We start from the raw sequence: 18,030 nt of genomic DNA, 5'->3' as shown, positions 1-18,030 counted from the left end.
GACGATGAGTGTAGTGGAAGCGGCAGTGGGTATGGGGAATATCCGATGTATATCTCCTTACACGTTGCAGAACATACAACATTTGCGGATCGAGCGGAGTGCAGGAGAACATGCCCGCTTGTATCTACAAGGCATTATTCCAGAGGAACATCAGGATCAGGATCTGAACCGGCTCGCCAAAGATGAGACCGTGTCGTTGGTGGAGATCGGAGAACAGGGGCAGGAAGTTCGCAAGCTGTTCCAAGGACTTGTACTGGATGTCAGCATCCGCCGAGTACAAGGGATATACATATTGGAGCTGGAGGCAGTGTCTTACTCATATCTGCTAGACATTGAACCTCGTATTCGTTCGTTCCAGAACAAGGATCAGGACTGTGAGGACGTCATTCGGCAGGTATTGAAGGTTTATCCGAAATCAGATGTCATAGATTATGTGAGTGGAAGCTCGAAACTGGGAGCTTTGACGCTGCAATATCGAGAGACAGATTGGCAATTTTTACGCCGACTCGCGTCACGGTTCGGTGCAGCGATCATTCCGGAAATATCGGCTGACTCTCCTAAACTGTATATTGGCGTGCCAGATGGGCGGTATACAGAACTGCCAGACCAAGCATATACGCTAAGGAGAGATATGAAGGCGTTGAAAGAAGCTTGGTCGGTAGGTGCTACGGGCGTAACGGAGAAAGACTTCACGAGTTATATGATAGATACCCATCGCTGGTTGGCGCTTGGAGATACTGTGCTCTTCCACGAGGAGGAGCTGAAAGTAGCCGCTTGTGTAAGCCAAACGGTAGGAGGGTTGCTTCGACATACGGTTACGCTTAGTCCAGAAAGTGGCATTCGGCAAAATGAAATCAGGAACGATGACATTGCCGGAGCAGCACTAGAAGGCAAAATTATCGGTGTTACCAAAGACACGGTAAAAGTCCATCTGGATGTGGATGCCTCGCAATCGGAAGCGGAAGCAAGCTGGATGCCTTATTCGGCTGTATATGCCGGAGATGGCGGTGGATTCTACAGCATGCCAGAATCCGGCTCGGCTGTTCAAGTGTATTTTGCTAGTGGTCAAGAGAGCGACGCATTCGCGATGGGTTCTGTGCGTCGGGGCAGTCAGCCTTCTCCCAAGACCGCAGATCCAGCAACGAAGAGCTGGGGAACGAATTATGGCAAAGAAATGAAAATGACGGATTCGGAAATGTCTCTCATTGCGACAGAAGGCAGTCTATTCATTACACTGGACGGCGGCGGGGTCACCATTCAGAGTAATAGCGGAATTGTAGCATCCGGTGGGCAGGAGATTACGCTTGAGAGCGAGAAGAAGATAGGGATTGAGGCACAGGAAACTATTTTCCTACAGTGCGGAGACAGCAGTATGATTCTGGATGGCATGACCGACCTGAAGGGCAGTGAAGTGCTGCTCGATGGCCTAATCAAAATGCCTGTAACCGTGGAGGATCTTGAGCCAGTACCAGAAGCGCCATTTGTGTCTGAGGTACAGGTGGAAGAGGAACCCGAAGAGGAGAAGAAGGGCTTCTGGGGAAAAGTGTTGGATGTGACTCAGACCGTACTGGATGTTGTTGGTATGATTCCGGTGGTCGGTGAGGTCGCAGACCTTGCCAATGCAGCCATCTATGCGGCTCGAGGAGACTATACCAACGCGGCGTTGTCCGCTGCTGCGGCGATCCCGTTCGTAGGCTGGGCAGCAACGGGTGCCAAGTTCGCCATCAAAGGCGCCAAGCTAGTTAAAAAAGCGGGCAAAGTGGTCGAAAGTGTCGTAGGTGCAGCCACGAAGATTGCAGATAAGGCAGGTCAGGTCGCGAAGGCCATCGGTGATCTGGCCAATAAAGCTGGCGATGCGATCTCGGGTGCACTCGGTAAAGTCATGACCAAGGCGAAGGGACTTGCCAGTAACTTCAGTCCAGCAGATCTAGCGAACAAGCTCAAAGGCAAGCTGGATGCTCTGATGATGAAGTCGCCAATGCTTGAAAACGGACTTAAAATGGCGGGCGGCATGGCCAAAGGCTTCATGCAGAATCTACTCATGAGTGAAGCGATGAATTATGGCTTGGAGCAACTAAGCCAATACGTCGATTCGGATACGATAACTAAAGCCATGATTCTGATGAGTATGCTAAGTGGCAAGTCCAAGAAGAATCAGAACCAAGGGATTACTTCCAATAATAAAGGTTCTGGTGATAAGGATAAGAGCAAGAAAAATAAGGATTCAGGTAACAAGGATAAGGATAAATCGAAAGACACAGATAAGACGAAAGACAGAACCAAGGATGAACCAAACAAACCTAAACCGAAGGATCAGGAAACAGACAAATCTAAAGGGAAAACGGGAGATAATCCGAAGGATTCGTCGTCATCAGACTCTAAGAAGGATAAAGATGGTACTGATGGGACGGGGAAAGAAAACTCAACAAGTAAAGATAAAACAATGGTTGGCGAAAATGAACAATATACAAATGGAAGGAAAAATAGGTTAAAGCCTAATATTAGGTATAAAACAGGTGAATATGATTACTTTTATGAAACAGATGGTAAAGGTAGAATTACTAAATTCGAAACAGATAGTTTACAATTAACTAAGAGAACTGAAAGGTTATCTCACAGCAGAAATACACCAGGTAAAATAAAAGGACAAGACGAAGCAGGGCACTTAGCAGGTGATAGATTTGGAGGTTCACCAAAAGTTGATAATTTGGTGTCACAATTGTCAGATGTCAATCAGAAAAAATTTAAGAAACTTGAAAATAAATGGGCTGACGCTCTAAAGGAGAAACCGCCTAAGAAGGTAACCGTTGATGTTGAGATAGTTTATTTAGGAAATAATCTGAGGCCAGATAAATTTATAGTGAAATACACTATTGATGGTAAGCCAGGAAGTGCAGAATTTAAAAATTACTAAGGGAGTGTGTGAGTATGAAAGAATTTGAAGAACGGTTTAGTGAATTTCAGGCAGATATGATTGATATATGTATGGAGTATGTTGAAGATCGAACAGATAAAGTTTATATCTACGCTTCATGTGAAGAAGGTATGATATCGAGTAGTTTCTTTTATATGATTAATAACAAGTATGTAGAGTGTCATAAGGTAAATGATGCATTGGAAGATGCGGACAAAAGTTATGATGTGACTACAGAACGACAGTTTATGGTGTTAAGAATTATAAATGAAAATATTGAAAATATTGAAAAATTGTGCAATGAATATGAAACGGAGATGCCAACAGAGATGAAATTAATATATAATGCTACGAATGGTAAGTTTCAGGCTGAATACAAATATGATTTAGTGCATACAAATGATGAATTAAAAACAGCTGATGACTTTGCTGATGAATGGTTTGAAGAAATTAAAAGTAAACATTTATGAGTTTAATTCAGTGTGATTTTTGATAAATTGGTATACCATGATTCGCTTAAATTCAGACATACTTTTGTAAGTGTGACACTGTTACAAATTATAACAATTCAATGAACAACCACAATATGAGCTATCTGCCTATACTGTGGTTTTTTTGTTGGTAAGGGTATACAGAGTACACAAAAAAAATATTGAGCGAAAGCAGTGGAATTTTTCAAAAGGCTCTGGCCATGATTTTCTATGTTGGATTGGAAGTCTCTAAAACTGAGTGAACGTTATTGAAGGACAATACCTTGAAAAATAAAATGAGTCCAATTAATACCATTATGTATCCCGCAGTTGATCAGAATAAACTCGAAATTGCTAAGCGAGTGGTATCCTTGTTTGAAAATAGTGAAGCTTTCCAACCCTTGCTATGGGGTGATACAGAATCACTTAAACTTGAATATAATCGAGAAGAGATTTTGGAGTGATTGGAGAAGGGTTTATCTTCGAATATATATATTTATGGGGATAAAAAAAGTAAGTTGAATGGAGAGTCGACTTTTCATTTAATATTAGGTCCACTTTTAGTGTATCGGTAGGAAAAGCGTTCTCAAAAAAAATGGCCTGATTTTTTTGAATTATCAGCTGAATTAGCTAGAATATATCGACCTACCTTTGGTGTTGCCCATTTAGTCTGGCAGTCCAATCTTACATGGTCTAATCAAGATGAAGGTGATGGATTACCTGAATTCATCCAATGTGGTGGCAACCCCTGTTTTCAGCGAAAGATCGTGATTGGGTTGATTTTGGACCTTCTGAAGAATGGGATGTTTTCTTGAAAAATAATTGATAGGCAGGATACCACGATGAGTAATTCTTTGGATGAAATAAAGAATGAAATCCAAACTGCTATTATGAATGAAGAAATCTTAGATGGTTTAGAAATTGCAGAAATAGATCTTTCATTCAATGCAACGTTTGACGAAGGTGTGAAAGTAGAGGTAGAGAAATTACTTTAGTGTAATGTTACAGGGGTGTATACACTTTTTTACTTAGGAGGTATAAATATTGGAAATAAACGAAAAGTATATGACTTAATTGTGCATTTATGTAAAGAAGGAGATAAGCATGTTGAAAACGGGCAAACTTCTAAAGCGATTGAAAGTTACATAACTGCACTGGAGTTGGTTCCGCTACCTAAAAGTGACTGGGTTACAAGTACTTGGATTTACACCGCATTAGGAGATACTTATGTTCATATTGGTGATTTTGAAAATGCCAAAAATAGTTTTTATGATGCGTTAAACTGCCCTAATGGAATCTCAAACCCATTCATTTTGTTGAGACTTGGAGAGAGTTTGTTTGAGTGTGGGGAGCTCGAGAAAGCTAAGGAGTATTTGTTAAGAGCCTACATGTTAGAAGGATACAAAATTTTTTTTAACGAAGATGATAAATATATTGGATCAATTTTAGATATGATTTAGGAGGAAGATAAATGGCTACTTTACTACCGCAAATCAAGGAGAAATTTGAAAATATTATTAATGAAAGTAATGAAAAATTCAAGGATGCTAACTACGATGAATCCATTTTTTTGTTAGAAGAGGCATGGGACTTAATCCCTTCACCAAAAGGTCTTTACTCTGAAGAAAGCTATCATTTGGTAAAGGATATTATTGATACTTGTTTTATAAAAAACGACTTTAAAAAAGCAAAAGAATGGGCAGATAAAATATTTCTTACCGGATTTGATCGTATAGATTCCGGCGGTAAGGAATTTATTTCAGGAAAAGTTGCTTTTGAATTAGGAGATTTAGAGACAGCAAAAGAATTTTTTAGGATTGCCAATGACAAATCCGAAGGTAGATGTTTTGGGAGTCCAAAGAATGCTAAATATCTTAAGTTCTTTAAGAGTTAAAAAGTTGATGTTTGAACAACAAGGTTTGCCTATTAGGTTGGAAAATAAAAGATGGGTATACATACATAGCTAAGAGAAACGTTTCTTTGGAGGAGTACAAATTCTCAATTTATCTTTAAGGAGGAGTTTAATCTGAAAAATGAATTAAAACCGGAGTTTTTTCTAATTAGAATGTTTCCTACTGTAGCCATTAAAGGCGAGACTCTTAACAGAGTATTAGATGTTTTTGAAACTAGTGAGTACTTTATGCCAACTTTATGGGGAAACAGTGAAAAGTCCAAATATCAGTATGATCGGGGTACTCTTATCAATGAAGTTTCTTCGGATCAGATGCTTTCTGAGATATATCTACGAAGAAATAATTCCAACAAGTTTGAGGGGAGATTTTCAACAGAGTTGAGTCCAAGATCTTTTTTGAATTTTAAATTCGATAGTAAGATAACTCCTTCTCAATGGTCGGATATATTTGATCTATCAGATAAACTTGCAGAGATTATTAAGCCAAGCTATGGGGTAGCTCATGTTTTCTGGCCAATACCAGAAAAAATGGACATTGAATATAAAAAAACTTTCTTGTTAATGGATTATTGTGCCCAGCCTACTCCGGTAGACTTTGTACAAAGTGGGCCGGCTGGAGTTGCCATGAGGACATACTTTAGTGGCAAAGTTAAGGATTTGTTCGGGGATTATTTTATACAGAATATACCGGCGAAAGTAACTAAAACTGTATGGGGTGGCATACGTATTGATTTAGATGATGAGCCTTGGAAAACGGATATCTCTCAAGTTCTTTATAATTTCAAGGAAGTGATGGGGTATCTTGAACAAAAATCAATATTAGCTATACCGGAATATGATGAGCAGCTTAGAGGTATTACATTTAGTCCAAATATATCCTGGAAAAATCGAAAGAAATGAATTTTGTAGGAGAACCAGAGGAGGGATTAAAAAGATATGAGTGTAAGGGAGAAGTACTGACTAAAATTCAGAAAGCAATTAAACATAATGAGAAAGTAGATAATTTGGACATCAAGGGGGCTGATTTGTCTTTGTTAGATCTATCAGGAATTGTGGATGATAGCTGTCATTTAATTAGATGGGGTTACTGGTAGAAACTTTGAATCTAAAGAATAAATAATAAGGTGGCAGGAATAATAGTGAAACCAAATTTGTTCAACATATTAATGTATCCAACCGTCGATTTAAGAGAGAAAATGATTTTAGATCATTTATTGTGAACTTTTGAATGCAAGGAACACTTTATTCCAACTATTTGGGGGAATAGTGAAACCACTCGTGCAATTTATAATCGTGATGAAATTATACAAAAAGCGACTTATGATATGCCGCAAATAGCAGAAGTACATCTTCGACGTGATAAAATGACCAAATATTCAGGTTACTTTGATTTACATGCTAACTTACGATCTTTTCTAAATTTTTCGTTTGATAAATCTATGAATAGAAAGTATTGGGGAGATTTTTTTGAGTTATCAGATCAAATTGCTGAAATAGTAAAGCCACGTTATGGAGTAACTCATATATCTTGGAAAGCAGTAACTCCATGGCATACCGAAAAGGAAAGAATTCATAAATGGATGAATTTAAGTTCATATCCTGTGCCAGTAAAATTTTTTCCTAATGGACCTCTAGGTCTGGGAATGAGAACTTACTTGAGTGGAGATATATTAGAGATGTTTGGTAAGAAAGAATGTCATTATAAATACCCCAGCCTATATTAAAGAATTAAGTTGGGGAGGAATAAGAATTGATCTTGTCGACGATCCTTGGGAGTCTGATTTAGAGCATCTGTTAGAACGATGGTTAGAAGTTATGGAATATTTAAATAAAGCTGAAGTGATTGCTGTTCCAAATTTTGGAGATAACATGGGAGTTACTTTTAATCCGAACAGCAAGTGGAAAGAGTATTTAAGGAAGTAGATCGTATCATTGTGCAATGAAGGCGATGTTCATGCAGAAGAAGGGGAACTGAATCAAGCTGTACATAGATATTTAACTGCTTTGAATTTGGTGCCTGTTCCTAAGCACGTGTAGGAAGCAAGTACATGTATATATACTACATTAGGTGATGCATATTTTGACCTTGGAGAGAGTTTAGCAGAATGTAGAGAAATTAATAGAGCAAAGGAATATCTTTTAAAACTTATATGTTAGAAGGGTATGTGATTTTCTCAGAAGAAGATGAAAAATACTATGAGTTGATTAAAGACTCATTTGAAGGAGTGTAGACAATGGCTCAGTTAGAAGCAAATATTAAAGAAAAATTCGAAGTAATAATTAATGAGAGTAATGAACAATTTCATAATGGTAAGCAAAAAGAATCTATTGTATTACTTGAAGAGGCATGGGAACTAATACCAGAACCAAAAGGAATCTATAGTGAAAGTTATCATTTGGTAGAGGATATAATTGATACATTATTTCTTTTGCAAGATTTCAATAAAGCATATGAATGGTCAAAAAAAATATTTATTACAGGTTTCATGCGTTTTGATACAGGAACAAAAGAATTTATTTCGGCAAAAGCAGCTTTTGAATTAGGAAAATTTGATCTAGCCAGAGATTTTTTTAATTTTGCATTTAAAAAGTCTGAAGGCAGATGCTTTGAAGATGAGGATCCTAAATATCTTGAGTTTTTTAAAAGTTAAAAAAAATTTTAGTTTTAATTTAGATATTCTAAGTCTAATAAAGACAATTGGTTTTAGACATCACATCAACATTCTCTGGTTATTTTAATAATCGGAGAATGTTTTTTTTGAAATTTTAAGTAGTGAAATTTATGCGGCTCGAGGGGACTATACCAACGCGGCGTTGTCCGCTGCCGCGGCGATCCCGTTCGTAGGCTGGGCAGCAACGGGTGCCAAGTTTGCCATCAAAGGCGCCAAGCTAGTTAAAAAAGCGGACAAAGTGGTCGACAGTGTCGTAGGTGCAGCCACGAAGATTGCAGATAAGGCAGGTCAAGTTGCGAAGGCCATCGGTGATCTCGCCAATAAAGCTGGCGATGCGATCTCGGGTGCACTCGGTAAAGTCATGACCAAGGCGAAGGGACTTGCCAGTAACTTCAGTCCAGCAGATCTAGCGAACAAGCTCAAAGGCAAACTAGATGCTCTGATGATGAAGTCGCCGAAGCTTGCGAACGCGCTCACGAAAGCAACTGATTTCACACATGGTCTGATGGCAGATTTGATGTCGGATGCGATGTTCTCTGCCGCAATAGATATGCTTAGTAATTATGCGGATTCGAATATATTATTGTCGGCCATGATGATTGTGGGTAGCACAGGTGGTGGTGGCAAGAAAAATAAATCAAAAGGAAAAAGCCAGAAACAAATCAAAAAAGAAGTTGACGCTTTAGATCAGGAAATTAAGAAACGAGAAAAAGAAGGGGCAAGCAAAGAAGAACTCAAGAAATTAAAACGAGAACGAAGTAAGCTGGCCAATAGGCTGGATACACCAGATGATATTAGTCACAAGTATGATTTATCCAATGTAGAAGGGTATGAGCGTAAAATAGATAATTCAAAATATTATCATCATGATAAAGGTGACTTTGGAGAAGAAGTAGCCAAACAAATTGCTAAGGATAACAATTTAGGCAAAGATATTTCAGATTTATTCCAAGTTGGCCGAAATGGAGTAGATGGGACATTTTTATCAAAAGGCCCACCACCTAAATTAACGATGATTGAGGCCAAGACATCGGAATGGGGAAGCTTTTCATACTCTACAAATCAGAAGTTAGGAGGGGAAGGTTACTTCGAAAATATGTTGAAAAATAAAGATTCCAGATATTCTGATTTTAATGAAAGATACGAAAAATTGTTAAAGGAAAATCCAGGTTTGGAATTTGAGTATGTTAGAGTAGAAACAGATATTTCAAAAACAAAAGTTGGATTTGGAGTAGATATTGTGAAAGTAAAAGACTGGAGTAAAGCACTTAAATAATATTTAAGGAGAAACGAATGTTAAATTCAAAAAAACTACAATTAGCTTATAAAAGGTATGTTAAAAATTTCGCGGATAAATCAACTTTAGATAAAGTTCAGTTGAAATATGAAGAAGCTGAAAGTGAAAATACTCCAATAGTAGAAAGTCAAGATATTGAAAAAGATCATATTCTTTTAATTAATCTGTATAGAATCTCCTCCTATTGGCTATCTGTATGGAAAAATGAAGTCTTAATCAACGGTAATAACAGTTCTATAGGATTAAAACAAATGCAGCAAGTTACTTTATATCAATGTATGTGTAGACATATTTATAAAGATCGTTATCCGAAAATGAAATTGATCAATTATTCTTTTGAGTCCAACATAATCGCGCTAATTCACTTTAATATGTATGGATGGGCGAAGGAGGAAACATTATTCTTTAATTTTATAGAGGATTATTTTGGAGAGAACATTATGGAGGCCAATGATTGGAAACAACATATTTGGTTTTTGCTAGAGTTGTATCTACAATACACTAACAAAACGCTTTTAGGAACTAACGATCATGTTCATTTGGCTGCCAGATCAACATTAGAGGATCGGGATAAGCGTTGTGACTTGATTCCAGAGGAACTTGGTATCTATAGAGAAGTGTTGGATCGTTGGAATACACCTGATCTGGATGAGATCACACAGTTAATCGCTAAGATGTCAGATCATCATTCTACTTTGGCTTCAGAGTTAGGAGAGTCACTGGAGTTCGGCGATTTCGATTACGCGTTTTACCCCTATGAAATTCTCTTCTTACTTCATGTACGAAAAAAACGAGGACTACCTAATCCGGAGCACTTTGATGATTTTCTCATGAATACACCTGAAGCCAAAATGAATATACATGACCCTGAACCGTATCCTGAATTAGACCCACTGCTCAAAATGGTAGATGAATTCTATCGTAAGAATTACCCTGAATATATTCCTAATCAACATGGAGAACTATTTCAATAAGAGAGGAGGAGTACAACATGGATGAGGAAGAGTTGGTGCCTTTGATTTTCAAAGATCCCGATGACGTTGAACGTATCTTGAATGATCCAGAGGAGTCGCTTGCGTATTTCAGTATGCTGAACTATGGTCTGGAAACTAAAAGATTTTTGTTTTTGGATTACAAGGGAGAAGAGAGCCATGAGATCGTAAACTATATCTTAGATTACGAGTTCAATCACGACATTGAATTGGGAACCCCGGATGAACTGGAAGAGTTGGGAGAGTTTGACTACAAGTATCTTCCTGAGAAGATCAGAGAAGTTAACAAGTTGATCTCTCCAAAAGGATATGGTCTATACACCTATCCGACAACGGGTGATTTCTATGCGCTATTCATTGCTGAACTTGAACACAAGGATGCTTTAACGCAGGTGGATTTATTAGGGGATGAGGATATTCCTGAAAAAGAGCGACATATACAGTATTATGTCTAATAGTGATTAATAAAAGAAGGCAGGCAGGTTCTGGTTAGAATACGGAGCCTGCCTGTTTCGGTTGGTGAATAGAAGAATTACATAGTTAAAGACACTATTCTTTGAGGTGTTTATCGAATTTGCAAGGATTTGTTGACAATGTCAGGTGAAGTTCCGAATATTAAAGTTAGAGTTTAAATCATAGATTATTAAAATGTGGAAGGAATTCAGAATAAATTGTTTAGGAGGTAATGATATTAGAATTTTCTTGTTAAACTTAGAAGCGCAATCGATTCCAATGAAACCTTGCAATGAAGATGAAATCTCAATATTGAAGAATCTAAGTCCAACCAAAGAACTCCCCTTAACTTATTTGGAATTTATGTACAAAGCGGGTAATGGAGCCGATTTTCTGGCAGGAACAGATTATTCTATGAAATATATATTAGAGCTTAAGGAATGGGCAGTTGAACTTTTGGGAGAAAATAATTTTTCTGAGAAACTATCAGATAATGAGTTTGTATTTATGATGCATCAGGGATATATGTTCTGGTACTTTAATTTGGACGAGGGTGATGATCCGCCAGTGTTTCTTTATGATGAAAGTCTAGATCTAACTGAATTCAAGAAAGTTAGTGATACATTCTCGAAATTTTTAATTTCATTGTATGACTGATATTATGGTTTTAATAAAGATTCAATCTTTGATAATATAGGGTTGTATTTGTTTGAATCTTTATTAAAAAAAAGGGAAGTACAGAATACATATAGATAATACTTGAGTTTGTGTTTATATGTAATGATTTGTAAACTTATTCCATCATCTAAATATAATACTTAAAGAGTACTGGAAAGATTATCATAGAAAGATAAGAAGGCGGGTTTGATATTTTATGAAAGAGATTACTGTTAGTCAAGAGTTATTAAACGAGTTCGAGGATATTCAGTGGTTTGAAAATTGCGGAAAAATCGAAGCCATGGAGTTACTTTGTTCAATACAACAAGTGGAGGGCTGGGAGACAGCAGAAGAATTGGATGATAAGGAAGAATGGGAGGCGATAATCTCCAATAGTAGAGAACGTCTTGCGGAATTCATTCTGAGGAAATTAGGATATAGTGTTAGAGATTTTAATGCAGTTGTTGTTGCCGTAAGAGAGTCACAGCAATACAAAACGGCTATTGCTACACTTAACGATGTTATCGCAGAGAAGAATATAAAAGATGAATTTGCAGGAATAATAGCCTGGTTATTGCTTAATGCTGGTGTTGAGCGTGCGTTTGGCGAGTTTAAAGGTTGTCCAAGTTTCTTTGGACAAATGTTACTGGTTCTTAGATCAGGGCACTGCCCATGCGGATGGAAGGGAAGGTGGCCAAAAGGTACATTGTACATTTACTAACTATTTAAATCATAAAAATTTATTTCGGTTTTTAATTATAATACATGATGATTATTCCACAATAGATCGTGAGGTTCTGCATGAACAAATATATGTTATCTGTTACCCAAAAGATAGACCACTATTTTAACCAACAAGAAATTACAAATATCATTTATCTACAGGATGAAGAGGATCATGAACGATTAGACCAGGTTGTTTTCCTTGAAAAAAGTGATGGTGATGTCATAGGTATATACATCAGGGGAATGAATCCGTTAATATCGGCGAATCGAATAGATGATGTGGATGATTTTAATTTGTACGCTACATACGAAGGACTACTAGAATACAAAGAAAAGCTGAACTTCAAAATCGAATACATAGGTTTGGTTTTCGGTTCTCAATACAACGAATTACTGGGATTATATTTATCGAATGATGAAGCGTCTGAATCCATATTTATGTTATTTTTGCAGGATGAGATCCTTGTAGAACAGGGATGTAGTAAAGTTTACGCAACCAGGGTGCTTGATGCACGATTTTCAGCAAATGGGTATGTTACATATATTAAAGAGAGTGAAAAAGACTGGACTCCATCTTGCATGTAGATTCGAATTGCATCAGGGGAATGTTTTGTCACATTGATAAAAATTGAATGGATAAGGAGGATAACGCTATGAACAACCTTATTATGAAACATTGGTCTGCCGAACAACGCGAGTTGCCGGGGCTGAATTGTATTGTTTTCCCCAATGGGAACATCATCATGTTAAATGTCGAGACCTATTACGATCCCAACAACAATGAGCGCAGCATATACTGTTCTCCCCTCTGTGATACCACGATTGAGAGTGTGGGGAAATATAACGCTGACTGCTGGACTATTGTTGATCCGTGGACGAGTATTGATTATCAAGATGGAAAAATCTATGGCGGGGACGGGCAAATGGGAAATGAAGGCTTCATTGCTTGCACAGATGCAGACGACAATATGGTGTGGGGTATCTTTCTTGATGTAACCAATCCTATTAAACAGCTAGGTATTCAAGACACAATATTAACAGCCATTAACGAACACGAAGATATGAGAATTGAAATTAGTTTGCATAATCTTGTGGATATTCAAATGTCATATCTTAGATAAGTACTAACTTAAATGAGGAGATTGGGTATGAATTCGCAACTTAAAAGGACTATAGATCAAGTTAAAGAATTGTCGATGCAGGATCATGATAGTATAGTGTATGGTCAACTACATTCAGGTCTAGGATATACCCTACCTTCAGATTTTCCGCACTTGAGACAATATTATGATTTTCTTGGAATGAGTAATGGTGCCCGCTGTGGGGTGATTGATCTATGGTCATATGAAGAACTGGACAAGAAACAATATCGTCTGAACAATTGGGTGAATGATGTGGGTGAGTGGCTTGAGGCTGGGCAAATATTGTATGAGCCGTTAGTGATCAATCGAAAATCGGGTTTGCTATACGTTCTGAAAGAAGAACAGCACATAAAAGAAGAAGAAAACATAGGGGAATGGAATGACTTCCTATTCAACTATGTGTTTGGAGACAAGTACTATAGTATTGCTGCCGGTGTAGATGATTGGTGGCTACTTCTGAAGAGACTTCAATCTGTGTAGTCAGTAAATGAAAAAACTGGAACAAATCTAGCAAAATACTGATTTGAAATTCAGGAAGTTATCCAGAGAATTGTGAGTGAATTACTAAACCTAACATCTTCGCATCGATCCTATCATCATAAGAAACGACAGGGAGTGAGCACATGGAATTTGAGTTTCATATTACAGTGAATGATCTAAGTCTTGAAGAAAAAGCGAGCTTTATTGAACGTTGCCAGGCAGAACAGGTTAAACCGGTGATGATTGAGCTGGATCATGGGGATTACATTCATCAACCGATGATTACTGGCGTAATACATAGTACGAATTTTGATGAAGTACATAGTACGATTAAACAGATGGCTGCACGCTTCCAACATAGCGGGTTTACGGTCGTGCGAACCAAGGTAGAAGTTCCAGCGAAGGAAGAGACGTACTTTCATCAGCGAATGGTAGCTGACTCCACCCCCTATTTCGAATGGCACGGTAAAGTGAACGTAGATGATGTGAATCATTTAAAAGAACTATGCGAAGGTAACGGTGGACATATATCAAGAAACTCGCTTAATGCAAATGGCAAAATACGATTTGTAACAGTCCGAAAATATAACAGTTCTGAACAGTTCTACAACACAGTGAAGCAGATACATCATATCCTGCAACACAACGGAATCGAGCTCATCAAGGAACAGTACGAATTATGTGTCTATGACAGCAGAGAAGAACTGGATCGTGGCTGGATCTAATCACACATACATATAGGGAAAGAAGGAACTTTAGATGTCTGAAGTGAAGCATTTACACCAGTTCAACTGGGGAGAAAAATTAATCATTGCGTTAGAGGCACTGCTACGAAGAGCATCTCATGTAGGTATGCCATTTGTATTGAAAGGCAGCTTGTTAACGAGACAATATTTAAGCAACCGAGATATTCGGGATGCGGAGGATATCGACTTTTTGTACTTGGGTAAAGTCGAAGATGATCAGCAGGCCAAGAAACTTTTTACTGACTGGATGATCCAGGTCACGGAGCTTGATCTGAACGATGGTGTCATGTTTAGAAGTTTTCGCGAGAACGCATTTTGGCGAAGAATTGATTACGCGATGGCGGATGACTTTCCAACGATTAATACCGATCTAGCTTATTATTTCACGAGTGAACCTAGACAGGAAGATACCTATGAAGAGGAGCTATTTCTGGATATTTCATTTAATCTGGATATGGAGGTTGCGCCGATCCCACTCACGTATCAACCACTCATGGGAGAGCCTTTTGTGATTCCATATACTGTTCCATTATCGATTCAAGTTGCGTGGAAGCTGCATCAAACAATTGTTAGACCCCGGTTCAAAGACTTATACGATCTGAGCTTCCTGTTAACGCATCCCACATATGACAAGCAGACACTGCAACAAACGTTACAGGCACTAGTCAACGAATGTCATATCGATCCATCCATAACGGATGCAGCGATCAAGAAGGTATTGGTGGATGATCTAGTTGATCTAAGGGTAGCGTTATCCGAGTATGATCTGCGAGATTATGCGGGAAGTCTGAACGTAGACTATTATTATTCGGAGTTTGCAACGAAGCTGCGTGAGATCATGAACCAGGCGGGTATTAACATACATGCTTACGAAAATTTTCCTAGCCCTACCATTCATAAAAAATAGTTTATTGCTCGCGATATGAAATGAACCTTGTTCGCTCTTGCCCTTTTATTTCAATTCATAGCATCTATCGAGCATATTGATAGATTTGAACTGTTCGCCCTATCTCGTTACAATAGGGGCAAGTGATTCATAGAATGGATCCAAACTGGTTCAGAAATGGAGAATTACCTATGACTGATTTTATTAACGCTGATGATATTAATGATGTAATTATAGCTGCTGCAGCGAACGAGCTGGAGGAGATGGTGAATCGAATCTGCGAGCTGATTGGTACGCCGTTGGAGCAGACGACAGAACTGGAACGACAAGTTATTGCTGCATTTGGATTTGGCGCTGTATATGGCATCACCCATCGGGATCAGCTTCGAGAGCCACAGGCTCATGCTCTAAGTATTCGGATGCTAATTAAGCCGTTTCTTTACAGTGAACAACAGGCAGTAGACTTTGCAGATGACCTCATCCGAGTAGCTTCAGATCGTGAGGTTCATCCAGTCATGAATACGATTATTCATCGAGGCATTGATGGTCACTACCAATTTACACAGGATGATGACGAGGGACTTGCACGGAATATACAAGAGATCTTAACGGCTGTACGCTCCTAACGGTGTTTTACGTCGTAAGCCTAAGCTAACCCCGTTTTTCCCTTTGCAGAAGGAGTGCAAAAAAAACGGAGGTTAACAGCGACCTTTAAGTGCATGTTCAAAAAGGGCGGTTTTCAGTACCAAGAAGATGGGATGAAGATAGAAATGGAGTAGCGGAGCGTAGGCAAACCTACGTGAGCAACTACATTGTTTTCAAAGAAAACAAACTTCGTAAGAAGCCACTTATTTCGGCTGAATTCCATCTTCGACGCTGAGATGCCGCTCGTGCATCCTTCGTAATCAAAAGCGGACTTTTTGACAACCTCTTTAAGGTTTATTCTCTCATCGGAGTGAACAAGTGTAAATCTCTTTAGTTGAACCTATTAACCTACTTAGGAGTTGATTGCGATGGATCTGATGAAGCTGAGTAAAGAACTCTCTTATGCGTTGCGTCACGCTCCGTGGGAATATGAGCTGGAGTTAGACGAAGAGGGCTGGGTAGAGATCTCACAATTGCTTGTGGCGCTGCATGAGAGCCCGCATTGGAAGCATGTGACGGAAGCGGATCTAGAGAAGATGATCGCAGTCTCGGAGAAAAAGCGTCATGAGATTCAAGCTGGTCGGATTCGTGCTTTATATGGACATTCGACTCCGCACAAGATTGCGAAATTACCTGCAACTCCACCAAAGACGCTCTACCACGGCACGCCTTTACGTGCAGTAGAGTCCATTATGCAGCACGGTTTGCAGCCGAGACAACGGCAATACGTACATCTATCCGCAGATATGGATACGGCAACACAGGTCGGACGCAGACGAGATAATAAGCCTATCATTTTAACTATCCATGCTGCTAAGGCTGCTCAAGATGGAATACTATTCTATCACGGGAATGAAAATATATGGCTGGCTGATCACATTCCTGCGCAATACATTCAACAACCATGATCGGAGCATAAGAAAGAGCATGAGAGAACATACAAATGAGATATAAAAAGAGATGCAAACAGAACTACCAAAAGAGACAACACCGATCTATGATCGGGATCGCTCCACGGTGTATGCTCATTAAAATCGATCGTTATGACACAAATAGGGACACATCCAACCTTGAGTTGGTGTGTCCCTTTCTCGTAAGATCATGACATATTCTTAACAGAATCGATGTCGGTGAAACTCATCATCTCAACGGCTCATCGGATCTTATTGACCCACAATCGCTTGAATGCCCTCGCGAAGTGGCTGAGCTGGACGTCCAAGCAATTGCTCGAGTGTGTTGCTCTCTACTGCTAGTGCGCCATCTTTAATTGCAGCTTGCATATCCACTAACATGGATACGACAAAGTCTGGTAGACCTGCGCCTTTCATGATTTCAGCATAAGCAGCACCGTCTACGTTCTGGACGGGGATGTCCTTGCCCAGTACTTCACCAGCGATGGCAGCAAGTTCAGCTTGAGTTAGAAGTTTACCAGATAGTTCATAGACTGTGTTCTCATGACCTTCACCTGTAAGTACAGCAGCGGCAGCATGTGCGTAGTCACGACGGGTTGCCCAGCCTACTTTGCTGGAATCTGTAGCATGAACCCAAGGTGCGCCTTGAATCGCTGCTTGCACGGAGCCAGCTTCATTTTCCAGATACCAGTTATTACGCAGGAAGGAGTAAGGAATACCTGACTCCACAATGGCTTGTTCTGTAGCGCGGTGAACTTCAGCCAGGGAGAGAGAGCTATGCGCTGCATTTACAATACTAGTGTAAGCGATGAAACCAACGCCAGCTTCCTTCGCCGCCTGAACAGCAGCCTTGTGCTGACGAATACGCGTTTCGTTATCTGCATCTGCAGAGATCAAGAGCAGACGATCTACACCGGCAAAGGCTTGTGCCAATGTTTCTGGTTGATCAAAATCACCATGACGCACGTCCACACCTTGGGAGCGTAGATGCTCTGCTTTTTCTGGATTACGAACACTTACTGCCAGATTCGAAGCCGGAACGGATTGTAGCAAAGCTTCTACGACGAGTGAACCGAGATGTCCTGTTGCGCCAGTAACTAAAATTGTCATTTTTAATTCCTCCAATG

At 39.2% G+C, this 18,030-nt stretch carries 20 protein-coding genes and 1 pseudogene; 20 read left to right on the top strand and 1 reads right to left on the bottom strand.

Going from position 1 to position 18,030, the window contains the following annotated elements; genetic code table 11:
* The first annotated feature begins 4 nt into the window (after positions 1-4).
* From MH215_RS03595 to MH215_RS03495, 20 genes and pseudogenes are all read left to right on the top strand, one after another.
* Positions 5-2,914 (top strand): DNA/RNA non-specific endonuclease, encoded by a 2,910-nt coding sequence (locus MH215_RS03595; protein ID WP_239288183.1) that lies wholly within the window; start codon positions 5-7, stop codon positions 2,912-2,914.
* A 14-nt stretch (positions 2,915-2,928) separates the two neighbouring features.
* The gene (locus MH215_RS03590) at positions 2,929-3,384 is read left to right on the top strand and encodes an immunity protein YezG family protein (RefSeq protein WP_239288179.1); all 456 of its coding nucleotides are present in this window, start codon (positions 2,929-2,931) and stop codon (positions 3,382-3,384) included.
* An 842-nt stretch (positions 3,385-4,226) separates the two neighbouring features.
* A complete protein-coding gene (locus tag MH215_RS03585) occupies positions 4,227-4,379 on the top strand; it encodes a hypothetical protein (RefSeq protein WP_239288178.1) in 153 nt (50 codons plus the stop codon).
* 15 nt (positions 4,380-4,394) lie between these two features.
* On the top strand, positions 4,395-4,844 hold the full coding sequence (locus MH215_RS03580; protein ID WP_239288177.1) for a tetratricopeptide repeat protein: 450 nt from the start codon (positions 4,395-4,397) through the stop codon (positions 4,842-4,844).
* An 11-nt stretch (positions 4,845-4,855) separates the two neighbouring features.
* Positions 4,856-5,278, top strand: coding sequence for a hypothetical protein (locus MH215_RS03575; protein WP_239288176.1), 423 nt, complete (start codon positions 4,856-4,858; stop codon positions 5,276-5,278).
* A 171-nt stretch (positions 5,279-5,449) separates the two neighbouring features.
* Positions 5,450-6,196: a hypothetical protein gene (locus tag MH215_RS03570; protein ID WP_239288174.1), complete on the top strand. Its 747-nt coding sequence runs from the start codon at positions 5,450-5,452 to the stop codon at positions 6,194-6,196.
* Positions 6,197-6,435: 239 nt separating this feature from the next.
* A pseudogene (locus tag MH215_RS03565) lies at positions 6,436-7,219 on the top strand (hypothetical protein).
* 311 nt (positions 7,220-7,530) lie between these two features.
* Positions 7,531-7,947, top strand: coding sequence for a hypothetical protein (locus MH215_RS03555; RefSeq protein ID WP_239288172.1), 417 nt, complete (start codon positions 7,531-7,533; stop codon positions 7,945-7,947).
* Positions 7,948-8,110: 163 nt separating this feature from the next.
* Entirely contained in the window at positions 8,111-9,244 is a 1,134-nt protein-coding gene (locus tag MH215_RS03550) for a hypothetical protein (RefSeq protein ID WP_239288170.1), read from the top strand.
* Positions 9,245-9,261: 17 nt separating this feature from the next.
* Entirely contained in the window at positions 9,262-10,239 is a 978-nt protein-coding gene (locus MH215_RS03545; protein ID WP_239288168.1) for a hypothetical protein, read from the top strand.
* A 17-nt stretch (positions 10,240-10,256) separates the two neighbouring features.
* Positions 10,257-10,712: a DUF6630 family protein gene (locus MH215_RS03540; protein ID WP_239288166.1), complete on the top strand. Its 456-nt coding sequence runs from the start codon at positions 10,257-10,259 to the stop codon at positions 10,710-10,712.
* A gap of 247 nt (positions 10,713-10,959) precedes the next feature.
* Positions 10,960-11,367 carry an SMI1/KNR4 family protein gene (locus MH215_RS03535; RefSeq protein ID WP_239288164.1) on the top strand — a complete coding sequence of 136 codons (408 nt, stop codon included), beginning with the start codon at positions 10,960-10,962 and terminating at the stop codon, positions 11,365-11,367.
* Between the two features lie 217 nt (positions 11,368-11,584).
* Entirely contained in the window at positions 11,585-12,088 is a 504-nt protein-coding gene (locus tag MH215_RS03530; RefSeq protein WP_239288162.1) for a hypothetical protein, read from the top strand.
* Between the two features lie 80 nt (positions 12,089-12,168).
* Positions 12,169-12,678 carry a hypothetical protein gene (locus tag MH215_RS03525; protein ID WP_239288160.1) on the top strand — a complete coding sequence of 170 codons (510 nt, stop codon included), beginning with the start codon at positions 12,169-12,171 and terminating at the stop codon, positions 12,676-12,678.
* Positions 12,679-12,746: 68 nt separating this feature from the next.
* Positions 12,747-13,214 carry a hypothetical protein gene (locus MH215_RS03520; protein WP_239288158.1) on the top strand — a complete coding sequence of 156 codons (468 nt, stop codon included), beginning with the start codon at positions 12,747-12,749 and terminating at the stop codon, positions 13,212-13,214.
* Between the two features lie 27 nt (positions 13,215-13,241).
* Positions 13,242-13,715: a hypothetical protein gene (locus tag MH215_RS03515; protein ID WP_239288157.1), complete on the top strand. Its 474-nt coding sequence runs from the start codon at positions 13,242-13,244 to the stop codon at positions 13,713-13,715.
* A 143-nt stretch (positions 13,716-13,858) separates the two neighbouring features.
* A complete protein-coding gene (locus MH215_RS03510) occupies positions 13,859-14,440 on the top strand; it encodes a hypothetical protein (protein WP_239288153.1) in 582 nt (193 codons plus the stop codon).
* Positions 14,441-14,474: 34 nt separating this feature from the next.
* Entirely contained in the window at positions 14,475-15,368 is an 894-nt protein-coding gene (locus tag MH215_RS03505; protein ID WP_239288151.1) for a nucleotidyl transferase AbiEii/AbiGii toxin family protein, read from the top strand.
* Between the two features lie 170 nt (positions 15,369-15,538).
* On the top strand, positions 15,539-15,973 hold the full coding sequence (gene imm48, locus MH215_RS03500) for an Imm48 family immunity protein (protein ID WP_239288149.1): 435 nt from the start codon (positions 15,539-15,541) through the stop codon (positions 15,971-15,973).
* Positions 15,974-16,360: 387 nt separating this feature from the next.
* A complete protein-coding gene (locus tag MH215_RS03495) occupies positions 16,361-16,900 on the top strand; it encodes an RNA 2'-phosphotransferase (RefSeq protein ID WP_239288146.1) in 540 nt (179 codons plus the stop codon).
* Between the two features lie 255 nt (positions 16,901-17,155).
* On the opposite strand, the gene MH215_RS03490 is transcribed toward MH215_RS03495, so the two are convergent.
* Entirely contained in the window at positions 17,156-18,013 is an 858-nt protein-coding gene (locus MH215_RS03490) for an SDR family oxidoreductase (RefSeq protein ID WP_239288145.1), read from the bottom strand.
* Between the last annotated feature and the right edge of the window lie 17 nt (positions 18,014-18,030).

It is taken from the genome of Paenibacillus sp. ACRSA (assembly GCF_022346845.1).
Lineage (GTDB): Bacteria > Bacillota > Bacilli > Paenibacillales > Paenibacillaceae > Paenibacillus.
This window is presented reverse-complemented; position numbering and strand designations above follow the sequence as displayed.

Excerpts from the sequence above, each read along its gene's own strand:
- MH215_RS03595 (WP_239288183.1), top strand. The coding sequence starts at position 5 with ATGAGTGTAGTGGAAGCGGCAGTGGGTATGGGGAATATCCGATGTATA.
- MH215_RS03590 (WP_239288179.1), top strand. The coding sequence starts at position 2,929 with ATGAAAGAATTTGAAGAACGGTTTAGTGAATTTCAGGCAGATATGATT.
- MH215_RS03585 (WP_239288178.1), top strand. The coding sequence starts at position 4,227 with ATGAGTAATTCTTTGGATGAAATAAAGAATGAAATCCAAACTGCTATT.
- MH215_RS03575 (WP_239288176.1), top strand. The coding sequence starts at position 4,856 with ATGGCTACTTTACTACCGCAAATCAAGGAGAAATTTGAAAATATTATT.
- MH215_RS03570 (WP_239288174.1), top strand. The coding sequence starts at position 5,450 with ATGTTTCCTACTGTAGCCATTAAAGGCGAGACTCTTAACAGAGTATTA.
- MH215_RS03555 (WP_239288172.1), top strand. The coding sequence starts at position 7,531 with ATGGCTCAGTTAGAAGCAAATATTAAAGAAAAATTCGAAGTAATAATT.
- MH215_RS03545 (WP_239288168.1), top strand. The coding sequence starts at position 9,262 with ATGTTAAATTCAAAAAAACTACAATTAGCTTATAAAAGGTATGTTAAA.
- MH215_RS03540 (WP_239288166.1), top strand. The coding sequence starts at position 10,257 with ATGGATGAGGAAGAGTTGGTGCCTTTGATTTTCAAAGATCCCGATGAC.
- MH215_RS03530 (WP_239288162.1), top strand. The coding sequence starts at position 11,585 with ATGAAAGAGATTACTGTTAGTCAAGAGTTATTAAACGAGTTCGAGGAT.
- MH215_RS03525 (WP_239288160.1), top strand. The coding sequence starts at position 12,169 with ATGAACAAATATATGTTATCTGTTACCCAAAAGATAGACCACTATTTT.
- MH215_RS03520 (WP_239288158.1), top strand. The coding sequence starts at position 12,747 with ATGAACAACCTTATTATGAAACATTGGTCTGCCGAACAACGCGAGTTG.
- MH215_RS03515 (WP_239288157.1), top strand. The coding sequence starts at position 13,242 with ATGAATTCGCAACTTAAAAGGACTATAGATCAAGTTAAAGAATTGTCG.
- MH215_RS03510 (WP_239288153.1), top strand. The coding sequence starts at position 13,859 with ATGGAATTTGAGTTTCATATTACAGTGAATGATCTAAGTCTTGAAGAA.
- MH215_RS03505 (WP_239288151.1), top strand. The coding sequence starts at position 14,475 with ATGTCTGAAGTGAAGCATTTACACCAGTTCAACTGGGGAGAAAAATTA.
- imm48 (WP_239288149.1), top strand. The coding sequence starts at position 15,539 with ATGACTGATTTTATTAACGCTGATGATATTAATGATGTAATTATAGCT.
- MH215_RS03495 (WP_239288146.1), top strand. The coding sequence starts at position 16,361 with ATGGATCTGATGAAGCTGAGTAAAGAACTCTCTTATGCGTTGCGTCAC.
- MH215_RS03490 (WP_239288145.1), bottom strand. The coding sequence starts at position 18,013 with ATGACAATTTTAGTTACTGGCGCAACAGGACATCTCGGTTCACTCGTC.